17 protein-coding genes are annotated in these 15,470 nt (G+C 59.0%); 9 read left to right on the forward strand and 8 right to left on the reverse strand.

Annotated features, from left to right (window positions below; translation table 11 throughout):
• Positions 1 to 28: 28 nt before the first annotated feature.
• Positions 29 to 1,330, reverse strand: coding sequence for an anaerobic C4-dicarboxylate transporter (locus AC2CGI_RS13150; protein ID WP_076740826.1), 1,302 nt, complete (start codon positions 1,328 to 1,330; stop codon positions 29 to 31).
• A 249-nt stretch (positions 1,331 to 1,579) separates the two neighbouring features.
• Entirely contained in the window at positions 1,580 to 3,016 is a 1,437-nt protein-coding gene (aspA, locus tag AC2CGI_RS13155) for an aspartate ammonia-lyase (RefSeq protein WP_004929659.1), read from the reverse strand.
• A 367-nt stretch (positions 3,017 to 3,383) separates the two neighbouring features.
• Between aspA and AC2CGI_RS13160 the strand changes: the two genes are divergently transcribed.
• The 5 genes from AC2CGI_RS13160 to AC2CGI_RS13180 all read left to right on the forward strand — a co-directional run bounded on the left by AC2CGI_RS13160 (position 3,384) and on the right by AC2CGI_RS13180 (position 8,528).
• Positions 3,384 to 3,872, forward strand: a complete 489-nt coding sequence (locus AC2CGI_RS13160) for an FxsA family protein (protein WP_004929660.1) — start codon at positions 3,384 to 3,386, stop codon at positions 3,870 to 3,872.
• 189 nt (positions 3,873 to 4,061) lie between these two features.
• Complete coding sequence (locus tag AC2CGI_RS13165) at positions 4,062 to 4,355, forward strand: co-chaperone GroES (RefSeq protein ID WP_004929661.1); 294 nt, start codon at positions 4,062 to 4,064, stop codon at positions 4,353 to 4,355.
• A 44-nt stretch (positions 4,356 to 4,399) separates the two neighbouring features.
• A complete protein-coding gene (gene groL, locus AC2CGI_RS13170) occupies positions 4,400 to 6,046 on the forward strand; it encodes a chaperonin GroEL (protein WP_004929662.1) in 1,647 nt (548 codons plus the stop codon).
• 226 nt (positions 6,047 to 6,272) lie between these two features.
• Entirely contained in the window at positions 6,273 to 7,880 is a 1,608-nt protein-coding gene (locus AC2CGI_RS13175; RefSeq protein ID WP_076740827.1) for a methyl-accepting chemotaxis protein, read from the forward strand.
• A gap of 303 nt (positions 7,881 to 8,183) precedes the next feature.
• A complete protein-coding gene (locus tag AC2CGI_RS13180) occupies positions 8,184 to 8,528 on the forward strand; it encodes a DUF4156 domain-containing protein (protein WP_004929664.1) in 345 nt (114 codons plus the stop codon).
• 88 nt (positions 8,529 to 8,616) lie between these two features.
• Here the strand turns inward: AC2CGI_RS13180 and epmB are convergent, their stop codons facing one another.
• The gene (gene epmB, locus AC2CGI_RS13185) at positions 8,617 to 9,645 is read right to left on the reverse strand and encodes an EF-P beta-lysylation protein EpmB (protein ID WP_004929665.1); all 1,029 of its coding nucleotides are present in this window, start codon (positions 9,643 to 9,645) and stop codon (positions 8,617 to 8,619) included.
• A 42-nt stretch (positions 9,646 to 9,687) separates the two neighbouring features.
• On the opposite strand from epmB, the gene efp reads away from it, so the two are divergent.
• From efp to sugE, 4 genes are all read left to right on the forward strand, one after another.
• Complete coding sequence (gene efp / locus AC2CGI_RS13190; RefSeq protein WP_004929666.1) at positions 9,688 to 10,254, forward strand: elongation factor P; 567 nt, start codon at positions 9,688 to 9,690, stop codon at positions 10,252 to 10,254.
• Positions 10,255 to 10,324: 70 nt separating this feature from the next.
• On the forward strand, positions 10,325 to 10,456 hold the full coding sequence (locus tag AC2CGI_RS13195; protein WP_004929667.1) for an entericidin A/B family lipoprotein: 132 nt from the start codon (positions 10,325 to 10,327) through the stop codon (positions 10,454 to 10,456).
• 120 nt (positions 10,457 to 10,576) lie between these two features.
• Positions 10,577 to 10,708 carry an entericidin A/B family lipoprotein gene (locus tag AC2CGI_RS13200; protein WP_004929668.1) on the forward strand — a complete coding sequence of 44 codons (132 nt, stop codon included), beginning with the start codon at positions 10,577 to 10,579 and terminating at the stop codon, positions 10,706 to 10,708.
• Between the two features lie 192 nt (positions 10,709 to 10,900).
• Positions 10,901 to 11,218, forward strand: coding sequence for a quaternary ammonium compound efflux SMR transporter SugE (gene sugE / locus AC2CGI_RS13205; protein WP_004929669.1), 318 nt, complete (start codon positions 10,901 to 10,903; stop codon positions 11,216 to 11,218).
• Here the strand turns inward: sugE and blc are convergent.
• The 5 genes from blc to frdA form a co-directional block, all read right to left on the reverse strand.
• Positions 11,212 to 11,745: an outer membrane lipoprotein Blc gene (blc, locus tag AC2CGI_RS13210; protein WP_015376378.1), complete on the reverse strand. Its 534-nt coding sequence runs from the start codon at positions 11,743 to 11,745 to the stop codon at positions 11,212 to 11,214. The two genes, sugE and blc, sit on opposite strands and share 7 nt — an antisense overlap.
• Before the next feature lie 84 nt (positions 11,746 to 11,829).
• A complete protein-coding gene (gene frdD / locus AC2CGI_RS13215) occupies positions 11,830 to 12,189 on the reverse strand; it encodes a fumarate reductase subunit FrdD (protein ID WP_004929672.1) in 360 nt (119 codons plus the stop codon).
• Positions 12,190 to 12,201: 12 nt separating this feature from the next.
• A complete protein-coding gene (gene frdC, locus AC2CGI_RS13220; RefSeq protein WP_004929673.1) occupies positions 12,202 to 12,594 on the reverse strand; it encodes a fumarate reductase subunit FrdC in 393 nt (130 codons plus the stop codon).
• A 15-nt stretch (positions 12,595 to 12,609) separates the two neighbouring features.
• On the reverse strand, positions 12,610 to 13,344 hold the full coding sequence (locus AC2CGI_RS13225) for a succinate dehydrogenase/fumarate reductase iron-sulfur subunit (protein ID WP_004929676.1): 735 nt from the start codon (positions 13,342 to 13,344) through the stop codon (positions 12,610 to 12,612).
• The gene (gene frdA / locus AC2CGI_RS13230) at positions 13,337 to 15,133 is read right to left on the reverse strand and encodes a fumarate reductase (quinol) flavoprotein subunit (protein WP_076740828.1); all 1,797 of its coding nucleotides are present in this window, start codon (positions 15,131 to 15,133) and stop codon (positions 13,337 to 13,339) included. Before frdA ends, AC2CGI_RS13225 begins: the two co-directional genes overlap by 8 nt.
• Positions 15,134 to 15,470: the final 337 nt, after the last annotated feature.

The raw sequence follows: 15,470 nt of genomic DNA on the forward strand, positions 1-15,470 counted from the left end.
AACCGGGGCCGCAGCCCCGGTCGAAGCGTTACAGCATGACGCTGCCGAGCAGGAAGCCGAATACCACCGCGAAGATCACGCCCATGGTGCCGGGAATGAAGAACGGATGGTTGAACACGAAGCGGCCGATGCGCGTGGTGCCGGTATCGTCCATCTGCACCGCAGCGACCAGCGTCGGGTAGGTCGGCAGGATGAACAGGCCGGAAACGGCGGCGAAGGAGGCGACGGCGGTCAGCGGCGACACGTTCAGCGCCAGCGCCATCGGCATCAGCGCCTTGGCGGTGGCGGCCTGCGAGTACAGCAGCGCCGAGCAGAAGAAGAAGATCACCGCCAGCAGCCACGGGTGCGCCTGAATGACGCTGCCGGCCGTCTCTTTGATCCAGTCGATGTTGGCCTGCACGAAAGTATCGCCCAGCCAGGCGACGCCGAGGATACAGATACAGGCGCTCATGCCGGCCTTGAAGGTGCTGGAGTTCAGCACCATGTCGGTGTCGACGCGGCACAGCAGGGTGGTCAGCGTGGCGACGCTCAGCATGATGATCAGAATGGCGTTGGTGGTGTTCATCAGCGGCTTGGCCACCAGGCCCAGGCCCGGGCTGTTGATGATGGCGTAGGCCACCACGCACAGCACGCCCAGCAGGAACAGCAGCACCGAGGTTTTGGCGCGCGGTTTGATCGCCAGCGCGTTGTTGCCGCGCAGGGTGATCAGGCCTTCTTCCAGGCGTTTCAGGTAGACCGGATCGTTAGACAGCTTGGAGTCGAACAGCCAGGTCACCAGCAGCGACATCACCAGCACGGCGCAGAAGGTGGACGGGATCACCACCATCAGCAGGTGCAGGTAGCTGACGCCGTGGCCTTCCATCACCGAAGACATGTACACCACCGCGGCGGAAATCGGCGAGGCGGTGATGGCGATCTGGGCGGAGACCACGGCGGTCGACAGCGGCCGGCAAGGCTTGATGCCCTGTTCTTTCGCCACTTCGGCGATCACTGGCAGCGCCGAGAGCGAGATGTTGCCGGTGCCGGCGAAGATGGTCAGGAAGTAGGTGACGATAGGGGCGAGAATGGTGATATGTTTGGGGTTCTTGCGCAGCAGCTTTTCGGTCTGCTGCACCAGGTAGTCCATCCCCCCGGCGACCTGCATCGCGGAGATCGCCGCGATCACCGCCATGATGATGGAAATCACGTCGAAAGGGATGCTGCCCGGCTTGACGCCGATCAGCGCCAGGACCAGAACGCCCAACCCCCCCGCGAACCCGATACCGATACCGCCCAACCTGGCCCCTAAAAAGATGGCCAGCAGAACGATAACCAATTCCAAGGCTAGCATAGTGTTTACTCCTTAAAATGAGATTTCCCGTCATCCTTGAAACTGCATCGGTGTTGGCTGCGAGCACTCACCCCAGTCACTTACTAGAGTAAGCTCCTGGGGACTTGCGCTCTTGCCGCCTTGATGCAGTCCCAATGATTTAGGGTGTAAATTGAAAATAAAACGTTAAAATTTTGTGGGCGCCGAAAAGTAAAAAGGCACGCTATCCAGAGGATTTAGCGTGCCTTTCAGGGCTACCGGGTAGGTCTGTTATTGTTCATTTTCATCCGTATAGCGTTTGGCTTTATAGGCCGGGTGCATCAGGTTCTCCACGGAGAAGATGTCATCCAGCTCGGCTTCGGTCAGCAGGCCGCGTTCCAGCACCACTTCGCGCACGCTCTTGCCGGTTTCGGCGCAGATCTTCCCGACGATGTCACCGTTGTGGTGGCCGATGAACGGGTTCAGATAGGTGACGATACCGATCGAGTTGAAGACGTAGTGTTCGCAGACTTCTTTATTCGCGGTGATGCCGTTAATGCATTTTTCCAGCAGGTTGTAGCAGGCGTTGGTCAGGATGTGGATCGACTCGAACATCGCCTGGCCGATCACCGGCTCCATCACGTTCAACTGCAGCTGGCCCGCTTCGGCCGCCATGGTAACGCAAGTGTCGTTGCCAATCACCTTGAAACACACCTGATTGACCACTTCCGGCACCACCGGGTTCACTTTGGCCGGCATGATGGACGATCCCGCCTGCAGCTCCGGCAGGTTGATTTCGTTCAGGCCGGCGCGCGGGCCGGAGGAGAGCAGGCGCAGGTCGTTACAGATTTTGGACAGTTTCACCGCCAGGCGTTTGAGCGCGCTGTGCACCATCACGTAGGCGCCGCAGTCGGAGGTGGCTTCGATCAGGTCTTCCGCTGGCACCACCGGCAGGCCGCTGACTTCCGCCAGTTTTTGCACCGCCAGCGGCTGGTAGCCTTCCGGGGTGTTGAGCGCGGTGCCGATGGCGGTGGCGCCCAGGTTCACTTCCAGCAGCAGCTCCGCGGTGCGGTGCAGGTTGCGGGTCTCTTCGTTCAGCAGCACGCTGAAGGCGTGGAATTCCTGGCCGAGGGTCATCGGCACCGCGTCCTGCAGCTGGGTGCGGCCCATTTTCAGGATGGTTTCGAACTCTTTCGCCTTGCGATCGAAGCCTTCGCGCAGCTGGTTGATGGCGTCGATCAGTTTCTGGTTGGAGGCGTACACCGCGATGCGGAACCCGGTCGGGTAGGCGTCGTTGGTGGACTGGCATTTATTGAGGTGATCGTTCGGGTTCAGGTACTGGTATTCGCCTTTTTGGTGGCCCATCAGCTCCAGGCCAATGTTCGCCAGCACTTCGTTGGTGTTCATGTTCAGCGAGGTGCCCGCGCCGCCCTGGAATACGTCCACCGGGAACTGATCCATGCACTTGCCTTTATCCAGCACCTCGTCGCAGGCCTGGATGATCACGTCGGCGATTTTGCGCGGAATGGTTTTGAGTTCTTTGTTGGCCATCGCCGCGGCCTTTTTCACCATCACCATGCCGCGAACGAACTCGGGGACATCGCTGATTTTGCTGTTGCTGATGTAGAAGTTTTCAATCGCACGCAGAGTGTGAACTCCGTAGTAAGCGTCTGCGGGGACTTCACGTGTTCCTAACAGGTCTTCTTCGATACGAATGTTGTTTGACATGAGAACCTTCTCTATGTGTTGCTGCCGAATTAATAATTTGTCAGGTCAAGGCTAAAGGGCACAGCCTAAATTAATATTGCCGAAGGCTTGGGGCGTGAAACGATTAACCAAATCGCCCGTTGCTGCCCAGATCATATGCTGGTTGATAAGAAATGACTGAATCCAGATCACCTTATGGTGTTTAAGGATATGCCCTTTTCCGGTTCTGTGACTTCTTTCACGTTTGTGAACTTTAGCAATAAAAACCGGCTCTCGGTTGAAATGGTGGGGGGATGCCCTCATTGTAATGGTGTCGGCCGTTTACGGCCTCTTTTTTCGCGCCGTCGCCCCGTGGCGGCCGCGCTTTACCTACCGATAGGAGAACCAGGTGCGCTGGTTACCGCTACTGCTGATATTTCTGCTGGCTTACATAGAAATATCCATCTTTATCAAAGTCGCCGCCGTGCTCGGCGTGGCTGTCACCCTGTTGCTGGTGGTGTTCAGCTCCTGCGTCGGCATTTCGCTGGTGCGCAATCAGGGCATGAAAACCTTCGTGCAGATGCAGCAAAAACTGGCGGCCGGCGAAAGCCCGGCGGCGGAAATGGTGAAAAGCGTTTCGCTGGTGCTGGCGGGCTTCCTGCTGCTGATTCCGGGCTTCTTCACCGACTTCCTCGGCCTGCTGCTGCTGCTGCCGCCGGTGCAAAAATCGCTGACGCTGAAGCTGATGCCGCATCTGTCGGTGTATCGCCCCGGCGGTTGGACGGGCGGCGACGCCGCCAACGGCAACACCTTTGACGGCGAATTCCAGCGTAAGGACGACGAGCGCCCGGTGCTGGAACACCGCCCGGACGAGGATCGCAAACCTCACGATCGTTAAGCAAACGCGGCCCAGGCCGCGTTTTTCATCTCTGCGGCACTCGCCGAACCAAAAATGCGAAATTTTTTTCGTTAGCCCCCTTGAAGGGGGCTGGAACGCCCCCATCTCAAATGCCACGAGGCCGGTAATAACAACCATCCGGTGTACAACCCTAAATCTGATAGAGACCTTCTTACAGGAGAGCGTTCAATGAGTATTCGTCCATTGCATGACCGCGTTATCGTCAAGCGCAAAGAAGTTGAATCAAAATCTGCTGGCGGCATCGTCCTGACTGGCTCTGCTGCGGGTAAATCCACTCGCGGTGAAGTGGTTGCAGTGGGTAAAGGGCGTGTGCTGGAAAACGGCAACATCCAACCGCTGGATGTGAAAGTTGGCGATATCGTGATTTTCAACGACGGCTACGGCGTGAAAGCAGAGAAGATCGACAATGAAGAAGTGTTGATCATGTCCGAAAGCGACATTCTGGCAATTGTTGAAGCGTAATTGCGCTTTATCTTCTGAACTGAACGAGTTGAAGGGAAATACCAATGGCAGCTAAAGACGTAAAATTCGGCAATGACGCTCGCGTGAAAATGCTCCGCGGCGTGAATGTTCTCGCTGATGCAGTAAAAGTGACCCTGGGCCCGAAAGGCCGCAACGTAGTGCTGGATAAATCTTTCGGCGCACCGACCATCACCAAAGACGGCGTTTCCGTTGCGCGTGAAATCGAGCTGGAAGACAAGTTCGAGAACATGGGCGCACAGATGGTGAAAGAAGTGGCCTCCAAAGCGAACGACGCGGCGGGCGACGGCACCACCACGGCAACCGTACTGGCTCAGTCCATCATCACCGAAGGCCTGAAAGCGGTTGCTGCCGGCATGAACCCGATGGATCTGAAGCGCGGCATCGACAAAGCGGTTGTCGCTGCGGTTGAAGAACTGAAAAAACTGTCCGTACCTTGCTCCGATTCCAAAGCTATCGCTCAGGTAGGCACTATCTCCGCCAACTCCGACGAAACCGTGGGTAAACTGATCGCGGAAGCGATGGAGAAAGTGGGCAAAGAAGGCGTTATCACCGTTGAAGAAGGCACCGGCCTGCAAGACGAGCTGGACGTGGTTGAAGGTATGCAGTTCGACCGCGGTTACCTGTCCCCATACTTCATCAACAAGCCGGAAACCGGTTCTGTTGAGCTGGAAAGCCCGTTCATCCTGCTGGCTGACAAGAAGATCTCCAACATCCGCGAAATGCTGCCGGTGCTGGAAGCCGTTGCCAAAGCAGGCAAACCGCTGCTGATCATCGCTGAAGACGTTGAAGGTGAAGCGCTGGCGACCCTGGTGGTCAACACCATGCGCGGCATCGTGAAAGTGGCTGCCGTTAAGGCGCCTGGCTTCGGCGACCGTCGTAAAGCCATGCTGCAGGACATCGCGACCCTGACTGCCGGTACCGTTATCTCTGAAGAGATCGGTCTGGAGCTGGAAAAAGCCACCCTGGAAGACCTGGGTCAGGCGAAACGCGTTGTCATCAACAAAGACACCACCATCATCATCGATGGCGTGGGCGACGAAGCGACCATCCAGGGCCGCGTTGCTCAGATCCGTCAGCAGATCGAAGAAGCGACCTCTGACTACGATCGTGAAAAACTGCAGGAGCGCGTAGCGAAACTGGCCGGCGGCGTTGCCGTTATCAAGGTTGGCGCAGCGACTGAAGTTGAAATGAAAGAGAAGAAAGCCCGCGTTGAAGACGCCCTGCACGCAACCCGCGCTGCAGTGGAAGAAGGCGTGGTTGCCGGCGGCGGCGTCGCGCTGATCCGCGTTGCAGGCAAAATCGCCGCGCTGAAAGGCGACAACGAAGACCAGAACGTGGGTATCAAAGTTGCGCTGCGCGCAATGGAAGCCCCTCTGCGTCAGATCGTGGTTAACGCCGGTGAAGAAGCTTCCGTTATCGCCAACCAGGTGAAAGCGGGCGAAGGCAGCTACGGCTACAACGCTTACTCTGAAGAATACGGCGACATGATCGCGATGGGTATCCTGGATCCAACCAAAGTGACCCGTTCTGCTCTGCAGTACGCGGCTTCCGTGGCTGGCCTGATGATCACCACCGAATGCATGGTCACCGACCTGCCGAAGGCTGACGCACCGGATCTGGGCGCAGCAGGCGGCATGGGCGGCATGGGCGGTATGGGCGGCATGATGTAATCATCCCCCCACACGCTTGTGTGCTGAGAACCCCGGTCAAACGACTGGGGTTTTTTTTAGCTTAAAAATCAATAAAAAGAATGTTTTATTAGCTTGTTATTAGTTTAATGAATGAATAATTGCATTATTTTGTTTTTGCCCTAAACCGTTGTCGTTTCGTACCGATATAGCCCCTACCGGGCGGGGAATTTTCCCCCGCCGGGGTGACTGTCAACGGAGACGACTTATGCTGAAAAATATGAAAATAGCCACCTGGTTGATGTTGATGCTGTTGCTGCTGGGCTTGATGCCCATGGGACCCGGCGCCATCGCCTTCTATTTCATGCAGCAAAACGGCAACAGCATCGGCAGGATGAGCACTTTCTCCGACGAGGAAGCGGCGCTGAACCGCAGCTGGCGTTCCTTGCTGCAAACGCAGACGCTGATCGACAACCTGGCGTTCGAGCGTATGGCGCAGACCAGCAGAGCCGATATTCAGCAGGGCATTGATGAGGCGCGCGGCGAGCTGCGCGGCGCCGATGTCGCTTTCAATCTGTTCTGGGATACGCCGGGCCTGACGGTATCGCGCCCGGAGCTGGGCGAGGCGATGAAAAAGGTCTACCTGGCGCAGCAGAGAGTGCTGAAGCAAGAGTTGACGCTGCTGGCCGAGACGCCGCAGGCATCGTTGATTGAACGGCTGCACGCCATGGCGGCCGAGAAGCGTCAGGTGCGCCAACGGTTGGACGGCCAGTTTGCCGACTACATGCGGGCCACGGTGGCCGCCCACCGTCTGGCGGTGGAGGAGGCGGAGCAGACTCAGAAAGTGTTCGCCCGCCTGCTGAGCGGCACCCTGGCGGCGATCCTGCTGCTGCTGGTCGCCGTACAGCGTGATTTCCGCCGGCGCCTGATCCTGCCGCTGCGCCAGATTGCCGAACATTTGCAAAAGGTTGGGCGTGGCGATCTGCGCAGCAAGATCGTGGCGCGCAGCAACGATGAGATTGGCATGCTGTTCGCCAGCCTGCAGGCGATGCAGCAGGAGCTGAGCGCCACCGTGCAGCAGGTGCGTGACGGCGTGGAGTCGATCAACCACGGCACGCATGAGATCGCCGTCGGCAACGCCGATCTCTCCAGCCGCACAGAAGAACAGGCCAGCGCGCTGACGGAAACCGCCGCCAGCATGGAACAGATCACCGCTACGGTGCGGCAAAACGCCGATAACGCCAACCAGGCCGCCGGGATGGTCAATCAGACCGCCGGCATTGCCCGCAACGGCGAAACGCTGATGGCCAGCGCGGTCGACAAGATGCGGGCGATCAACGACAGCGCGCGTCAGGTGGGGGATATTACCAGCGTGATCGACGGCATCGCCTTCCAGACCAACATTCTGGCGCTGAACGCCGCCGTCGAGGCCGCGCGCGCCGGGGAGCAGGGGCGGGGTTTTGCGGTGGTGGCCGGCGAAGTGCGCAATCTGGCGCAGCGCTGCGCGACTTCTGCCAAGGAGATCAGCAGCCTGGTCGACGGCGTCACCGGCGATATCGCCGCCGGCGTGCGGCTGGTGGAACAGGCGGGCGAGACGATGAATGCCATCGTCGGCTCGGTGAACCAGGTGACGTCGCTGATGGATAACATCTCGTACGCGTCGCAAGAGCAAAGAAAGGGCGTTGAGCAGGTCGGGGTGGCGGTGACCCAGATGGATCAGGTAACCCAGCAGAATGCCGCGCTGGTGGAAGAGGTGGCGACCACCGCCGTCGGCGTGGAGGAGCAGGCGGCCTTGCTGGCGCAGGCGGTGGCGGTATTCCAACTGGCGGGAGAGCCGGAAGCGTCGGCTTCGGCGGCCGGTGCCGGCTGGGTATAATGCCGCCGCTCTGTATTTGATGATATTTTTGCCGCCCGGGGCGATTTAGCTGGTAAACTGGTTAGTCATCAGCTGTCGCTCAAGACGTTGGCCCGCTCGCGCGGCAACGGATGCTTAAGAGATGGCATCGCTTTCTGATATACCCTATGAATTTCAAGTTGTAGCTAGGCGGCCAGCTCGTGAGTCCCCAGGCGCTTACTTGAGTAAGTAACTGGGGTGAGCGAGTGCAGTCAACAACGCTACAGCTTGAAAGGCGACGGGTAGAAGATTTTGCGTAATTCTCAACATCGAATGGGGAACAAGATGCGGATTAAAGCCTTACTGGGTCTTTCGGCAGCGGTGCTGCTGGCGGGTTGCAGCACCACTCATGAACTGACCGCTGCGGGTCAGCAGATCAAGTTCACCGACAGCAAGCCGGCGGCGGAATGCCAGCTGCTGGGGGAAGTGACCGGCACCCAGAGCAACTGGCTGTCCGGCAACGGCGGTGAGGGCAGCTCCATGCGCGGTGCGGCCAACGATCTGCGCAACAAGGCGGCGGCAATGGGCGGCAACGTGATCTACGGCGCCAACAGCCCAAGCCAGAACCTGCTCTCCAGCTTCGCGCCGCTGGACAGCAAAATGGTCGGCCAGGTTTACAAGTGCCCATAAGGCGCTGAGGCCAAACGCCGCACAGAGATAAAAAAAGAGGAATGCCACGGCATTCCTCTTTTCGTTCCATCAGGCCATGTGGCGCGCATCACTCCTGCATCAGGCGCAGGTCGATCGGTGTTTTGCTCGGTTCGCCGCCCACTTCACGCGTCAGGCGCGGCACCAGATAACCGGACACCTTGCTCAGCAGCGCCTGCATGATGACGCGCGCTTCATCGTCGCTGACCATGAAGTGCGCCGCGCCCTGCACCTTGTCCAGCACGTGAATGTAGTAGGGCAGGATGCCGGCGTCGAACAGCGCGTTGCTGAGCGCGGCCAGCGTGTCGGCGTCATCGTTGACGTCGCGCAGCAGCACGCTTTGATTGAGCAGCGTGACGCCGGCGAGGCGCAGCTGGGCCATGGCGCTCTGCAGCTCGCGGTCGATTTCGTTGGCGTGGTTGATATGCGTGACCATCAGCACCTGCAGGCGCGAGGCCGACAGCAGGCGGCACAGCGCCGGCGTAATGCGCGCCGGGATCACCACCGGCAGACGGGTGTGAATGCGCAGGCGTTTCAGGTGCGGGATGGTCTCCAGTTCGCCGACCAGCCACTCCAACTCGCTGTCTTTGGCCATCAGCGGATCGCCGCCGGAAAAAATGATCTCGTCGAGTTCCGGGTGTTGGCGGATATAATCCAGCGCCTGCCGCCAGTTGTTCTTGTTGCCCTGATTATCCTGATAGGGGAAGTGGCGGCGGAAGCAGTAACGGCAGTTGACCGCACAGCCGCCTTTGACCAGCAGCAGCGCGCGATTACGGTATTTGTGCAGCAGGCCCGGCACCACGCTGCGCTGCTCATCGAGTGGATCGGTGGTGAACCCTGGGGCGTTGATGAACTCCTCTCTGGCGGTCAGCACCTGGCGCAGCAATGGGTCGTTGGCATCGCCGGGGCGCATGCGCGCAGCGAAGGCGCGCGGCACGCGCAGGGCAAACAGCCGGCGGGCATCGCGCCCCTGCGGCAGTTCCGGGTGCGTATTCAGTGACAAAAGCTGCAGTAATTCATCGGGATCGGTAATAACATCGGCGAGTTGATGCAACCAATCTTCTCTATGTGCCGTACTTTGGGTTATAATGTGTGCCATTTTTTTGGCTAAGCTACCAGTTCAAATATTCAGAGGGCCATCATGGCGACTTATTCTAGCAACGATTTCCGTCCGGGTCTTAAAATCATGTTCGAGGGCGAACCTTACGCCGTCGAAGCCAGTGAGTTCGTTAAGCCGGGCAAAGGCCAGGCGTTTGCACGCGTGAAAATGCGCCGTCTGCTGACCGGCACCCGCGTGGAAAAAACCTTCAAGTCTACCGATTCTTGCGAAGGCGCAGACGTGATGGACACCAACATGAACTACCTGTACAGCGACGGTGAGTTCTACCACTTCATGCACCCTGAGTCTTTCGAACAGCATCAGGTTGACGGCAAAACCGTCGGCGACGCGGCCAAATGGCTGCAGGATAACGCAGAGTGCATCATCACCCTGTGGGATGGCCGTCCAATCGCCGTTCAGCCGCCGAACTTCATCGAAGCGGAAATCACCGATACCGATCCTGGCCTGAAAGGCGATACCGCAGGGACTGGCGGCAAGCCGGCGACCCTGAGCACCGGCGCCGTAGTAAAAGTGCCGTTGTTCGTCCAGATCGGCGAAGTGATCAAAGTTGACACTCGCTCTGGCGAATACGTCTCTCGCGTTAAGTAAGTTTCAAAACAGAGGAACCCCCGCGGTTCCTCTGTTTTATCCCATCCTCGTTCGTTGGCAGAAAATCCGCATGTTCAAGAAAACGCTGTTGGCCGTGCTCTCCCTGTTGTTCCTTTTCTCCCTCAGCAGTTGCAATACGTTTCGCGGTTTCGGCGAAGACGTTCAGCATCTCGGCGGCGCCATCTCCCGCACGGCCAGCTGATCCCGCCTTTAACCCGATGTATTTGCGCCACAAAGCCGGTCACGATCCCACACCCTCCGTCAATTTTGACTACGCTTAGAAAGCCGTACTTTTTCATCAACGACAAATAAGGACTTTCTTATGCTGAAGAAAAGTATTATCGCGATCTTCTCTTTGATGATTTTGAGCTCGCTGACCGCCTGCAATACCACCCGCGGTGTGGGTGAAGACATTCAGGCCGGCGGCAAGGCTATTCAGCGCAGCGCGGAATAATCCGCATTCCACCCGGCGGCGTTCCGGCTGCGGAGAGCCGCCACATTTCTATCCCTTGCCTGAGCGTTAACGCTGCTGCTATCCTGCCGCAGTGCGGGTGAGGTTACCCGTCATGCATCACCTCGCTGAACGGGACGGCCCGTTTACGCGTCATTTTATCGGGGACGACCCCAGTGGTAGGGAGGCCGTCTCATGGCCTGGATTATTCTGCTTATCGCCGGTTTGCTCGAAGTGGTTTGGGCTATCGGTCTGAAATACACCCACGGTTTTACCCGGCTGACGCCGAGCATTATCACCATCGCCGCGATGGTGGTCAGCATGTTGCTGTTGGCCAACGCCATGAAAACGCTGCCCGCCGGCACCGCCTACGCGGTGTGGACCGGCATCGGCGCGGTGGGCGCGGCCATCATGGGCATGGTGCTGTTGGGGGAATCGACCAATATCGCGCGCATCATCAGCCTGTGCCTGATCGTGGTCGGCATACTCGGGCTGAAGTTCAGCAGTCACTGACCGGCGGACTGCTGCACCCAGATCAGCTTGTCGGTGGCGAAACCGTAGCCTTTGGCTGTCTGCAATAAGCGGTCGCGCACGGCGGCGTCAAGCGTCGGCGTGCGCGACAGGATCCACAGATAGTCGCGGTTCGGGCCGCAAACCAGCGCGTAGCGATACGCCGGATCCAGGGCAATCACGTTGTAGCCGCCGTAGAAGGGGCCGAAGAACGATACTTTCAGCGCCGCGATCTGCGGTGAACCGATAAAGTAGGCTTTGCCTTCGCTTTCTTGCCATTGCTGTTTCTGCGGATTGAAGCCGCGATTGATGACTTTCAGTCCGCCGTCGGCACGCGGGCTGTAGTGGGCGGTCACCTGCTGTAAACCGCGTTCGAAGCGATGATCCAGACGTGCAATCTCATACCAGGTGCCGAGATAGCGCTGGCTGTCGAAAGGGGTCACGACCTTGATGTCTTTAGGCGGGGAGACGCTGCAGGCGACGGAGAGCAGGGCGGAAAGCATGACGCTAAGCTTTGACCATAAACGCATCGGTGACTCCTGTTTACCGGGGGCGAGTAGACAGTGTAGCCGATGAGAAAAGGGCGGCCAACGGGCGTTGGCCGCCTGAGCGGTTTACAGCGTGACGACGCCGATGACGGTGACGACGCTGAGGATCGCCGCCAGACCGTAGAACACCCACTTGCCGGCCGGCACGTGGATCTTCAGATCGTGCATCGCATGGTGGATGCGGTGCAGGCCGCACCACAGCGGCAGAATGATCATCAGCAGCAGGAATAGGCGGCCGATCAGGCTCTGGCAGAACGCCAGCACGCGCTCGTAACCCAGCGCCTCACCGGGGAACAGCCCCAGCGGCAGCAGAATGCCGACCAGCAGTACGATGGCCGGTGCGACGATCGCCCCCCACATGCCGCCGGCGCCGAACAATCCCCAGAAAACCGGCTCGTCGGAACGTTTAGGTGCTTGATTTATCATGTTTCCTCCGGATTAGATCAGGGCCACGGCCAGGATGACCACGCTGACGACGATGGTGACGGCCCACAGCCCTTTCACGATGGGGCCCGGCCCCATTTTCTCGCTGTTGACCACGATATTGGCGGCCTTCGGCGCCAGATCGAACCAGGTTTTGGTGTGCAGCGCCGCCGCCAGCAGGGCGACGACGTTGATCAACAGCACCAGCGGATTCTGCAAGAAACCGACGAAGCCGGCCCAGCTCTCGGCGCCGCCCTTCAGCGCGAACACGCCGTACAGCAGCACGATGCTGAACCACACCGCCAGCACCGAGGTGCCTTCGCGCAGCATGTAGAAACGGTAGAAGCCGAGCTTTTGCCACCAGGTGGGCGTCATGGTGCGCACATAGGGCTTACGTTGAGTTGTCATGGCAATTTTTCTCCCTTATTGCGGCTTCAGCATGGCGATCATGAAGTCTTTGGCGCTCTCCACCTTGCCCTGCTGGATGGCGGCGGCGGGATCGACGTGTTTCGGGCAGACTTCAGAGCAATAGCCGACGAAGGTGCAGCTCCAGACGCCGTTTTGGCCGTTGAGCTGCGGCATGCGCTGTTTCTTGCCGTGGTCGCGGTTGTCCAGGTTATAGCGGTGCGCCAGCGTGATCGCCGCCGGGCCGATAAACTCGGGGTTGAGGCCGAACTGCGGGCACGCGGCGTAGCACAGGCCGCAGTTGATGCAGCCGGAGAACTGGTGGTATTTGGCCATCTGCGCCGGGGTCTGCACGTTCGGGCCATCCTCCGGTTTGCGATCGTTGCCGATGATGTACGGTTTGATCGCCTCCAGGCTCTCGATGAAGTGGGTCATGTCCACCACCAGATCGCGCTCGATCGGGAAGTTGCCCAGCGCTTCGACCTTCATGCCGCCGACGTAGTCGCGCAGGAAGGTTTTGCACGCCAGCTTCGGCACGCGGTTGACCATCATGCCGCAGGAGCCGCAGATCGCCATGCGGCACGACCAGCGGTAGGAGAGGTCCGGCGCCAGGTTATCCTTGATGTAGCCCAGCGCATCAAGCAGCGAGGTCTGTTCATCATAAGGCACGGCGTAAGTGACGAAATGCGGCTCGGCGTCACTTTCCGGGTTATAGCGCATGACGTCGATCTTCAGGGTTTGCATCTCAGCCATTTGCCTGCTCCTTATTCTTTTTCTCCTGCGCTTCGGCTTCTGCGCCGTAGACGCGTTTGGCCGGCGGCAGCTTGGTGATTTTCACGTCGCTGTATTCGAGACGCGGCGCGCCCTGCGGGTTATGGAACGCCAGCGTATGCTTGAGGAAGTTGACGTCGTCACGCTCGGTGCAGCCTTCGTCCAGGCGCTGGTGGGCGCCGCGCGACTCTTTGCGGTTAAATGCGGAGTGCGCCATGCATTCGGCGACGTCCAGGCCGTAGCCCAGCTCGATGGTGTACAGCAGATCGGTATTGAACACGCTGGTGTTGTCGGTGAGTTTGACGCGTTTGAAGCGCTCTTTCAGCTCGGCCAGCTTATCGATGGTTTTTTGCATCAGCTCCGGCGTGCGGTAGATGCCGCAGCCTTCTTCCATCGACAGCCCCATTTCGTCGCGGATCTTCGCCCAGTTTTCGTTGCCTTCCTGCTTCATCAGGTTGCTCAGGCGGGTTTCGACGTCGCGTGTTTGCGCATCCAGCGCGGCGCCGTTGGCTGGCGCGGTTTCCAGCGCGCGCCGCGCCGCGTGCTCACCGGCGACGCGGCCGAATACCACCAGTTCCGCCAGCGAGTTGGAGCCGAGACGGTTGGCGCCGTGCAGGCCGACGGAGGAACATTCGCCGACCGCGAACAGCCCCTTGATGCGGGTTTCGCAGTTCTGGTCGGTTTCAATGCCGCCCATGGTGTAGTGCGCGGTAGGGCGCACTGGGATCGGATCTTTCACCGGATCGACGCCGACATAGGCCTTGGCCAGTTCGCAGATGAACGGCAACCGTTCCAGCAGCTTTTTCTCGCCCAGGTGGCGCAGATCGAGGTAGACCACGTCGCCGCGTGGGGTGGCGATGGTGCGGCCGGCGCGCCATTCGTGCCAGAAGGCCTGGGACACTTTGTCGCGTGGGCCCAGCTCCATGTATTTGTTCTTCGGCTCGCCCAGCGGGGTTTCCGGGCCCATGCCGTAGTCTTGCAGGTAGCGGTAGCCGTCTTTGTTCACCAGAATGCCGCCTTCGCCGCGGCAGCCCTCGGTCATCAGGATGCCGGAACCGGGCAGGCCGGTCGGGTGATACTGCACGAACTCCATGTCGCGCAGCGGTACGCCGTGGTAGAACGCCATGCCCATGCCGTCGCCGGTGACGATGCCGCCGTTGGTGTTGTAGCGGTAAACGCGCCCGGCGCCGCCGGTGGCCATCACCACCGCGTTGGCGCGGATCTGCACGCGGGTGCCTTCCATCATGTTGAGCGCCACCAGGCCGCGCGCCTGGCCGTCATCCACCAGGATATCCAGTACGAAGTGCTCGTCGAAGCGTTGAATTTGCGGGTATTTCAGCGAGGTCTGGAACAGGGTGTGCAGCATGTGGAAGCCGGTCTTGTCGGCGGCGAACCAGGTGCGTTCGATCTTCATGCCGCCGAAACGCCGCACGTTGACCGAACCGTCCGGTTTGCGGCTCCACGGGCAGCCCCATTGTTCGAGCTGGGTCATCTCGCGCGGGCACTGATGCACGAAGTGATCGACCACGTCCTGCTCGCACAGCCAGTCGCCGCCGGCGACGGTGTCGTGGAAGTGGTAGTCGAAGGTATCGTGATCCTGAGTGACGGCGGCGGAGCCCCCCTCGGCGGCGACCGTGTGGCTGCGCATCGGGTAGACCTTAGAGATCAGCGCGATTTTCAGTTGGGGATTGGCTTCCGCTGCGGCTATTGCTGCACGTAAACCAGCGCCCCCGGCCCCAATAATGGCAAGATCGGCGTTAAAGGTTTGCACTGCATTCCTCCAATGTTCTTGTTAAGAACGGCAAGTTAAATATCTATGCTTAAAATTTAGCGAACTCTTCGGGTGCTAACTAATTGAACCGATTAATGTTGCTTAAAGGTTAAGGATAGATATCTCCCACCAATAATGGGGAATTAACTATACCTAAAGTTAAGTAGTCGAAATTTGATGTGATCGATTGTTTTGTCGATTAACGCTTGCCCAACAGGCTTGCCTGCCTTTTCGCGCGTTCGGCGTGCTTTACCCTTTTTAACGCGCTTTTGCCGCCTATTTATCGGAAATTGGCGTTATGGCCGGTTGCGCATCGTGAAGAATTTGTTTGGCTGCA

The organism is Serratia sp. LSHTC3 (genome assembly GCF_057197125.1).

Excerpts from the sequence above, each read along its gene's own strand:
- AC2CGI_RS13150 (WP_076740826.1), bottom strand. The coding sequence starts at position 1,330 with ATGCTAGCCTTGGAATTGGTTATCGTTCTGCTGGCCATCTTTTTAGGG.
- aspA (WP_004929659.1), bottom strand. The coding sequence starts at position 3,016 with ATGTCAAACAACATTCGTATCGAAGAAGACCTGTTAGGAACACGTGAA.
- AC2CGI_RS13165 (WP_004929661.1), top strand. The coding sequence starts at position 4,062 with ATGAGTATTCGTCCATTGCATGACCGCGTTATCGTCAAGCGCAAAGAA.
- groL (WP_004929662.1), top strand. The coding sequence starts at position 4,400 with ATGGCAGCTAAAGACGTAAAATTCGGCAATGACGCTCGCGTGAAAATG.
- AC2CGI_RS13175 (WP_076740827.1), top strand. The coding sequence starts at position 6,273 with ATGCTGAAAAATATGAAAATAGCCACCTGGTTGATGTTGATGCTGTTG.
- AC2CGI_RS13180 (WP_004929664.1), top strand. The coding sequence starts at position 8,184 with ATGCGGATTAAAGCCTTACTGGGTCTTTCGGCAGCGGTGCTGCTGGCG.
- epmB (WP_004929665.1), bottom strand. The coding sequence starts at position 9,645 with ATGGCACACATTATAACCCAAAGTACGGCACATAGAGAAGATTGGTTG.
- efp (WP_004929666.1), top strand. The coding sequence starts at position 9,688 with ATGGCGACTTATTCTAGCAACGATTTCCGTCCGGGTCTTAAAATCATG.
- AC2CGI_RS13195 (WP_004929667.1), top strand. The coding sequence starts at position 10,325 with ATGTTCAAGAAAACGCTGTTGGCCGTGCTCTCCCTGTTGTTCCTTTTC.
- AC2CGI_RS13200 (WP_004929668.1), top strand. The coding sequence starts at position 10,577 with ATGCTGAAGAAAAGTATTATCGCGATCTTCTCTTTGATGATTTTGAGC.
- sugE (WP_004929669.1), top strand. The coding sequence starts at position 10,901 with ATGGCCTGGATTATTCTGCTTATCGCCGGTTTGCTCGAAGTGGTTTGG.
- blc (WP_015376378.1), bottom strand. The coding sequence starts at position 11,745 with ATGCGTTTATGGTCAAAGCTTAGCGTCATGCTTTCCGCCCTGCTCTCC.
- frdD (WP_004929672.1), bottom strand. The coding sequence starts at position 12,189 with ATGATAAATCAAGCACCTAAACGTTCCGACGAGCCGGTTTTCTGGGGA.
- frdC (WP_004929673.1), bottom strand. The coding sequence starts at position 12,594 with ATGACAACTCAACGTAAGCCCTATGTGCGCACCATGACGCCCACCTGG.
- AC2CGI_RS13225 (WP_004929676.1), bottom strand. The coding sequence starts at position 13,344 with ATGGCTGAGATGCAAACCCTGAAGATCGACGTCATGCGCTATAACCCG.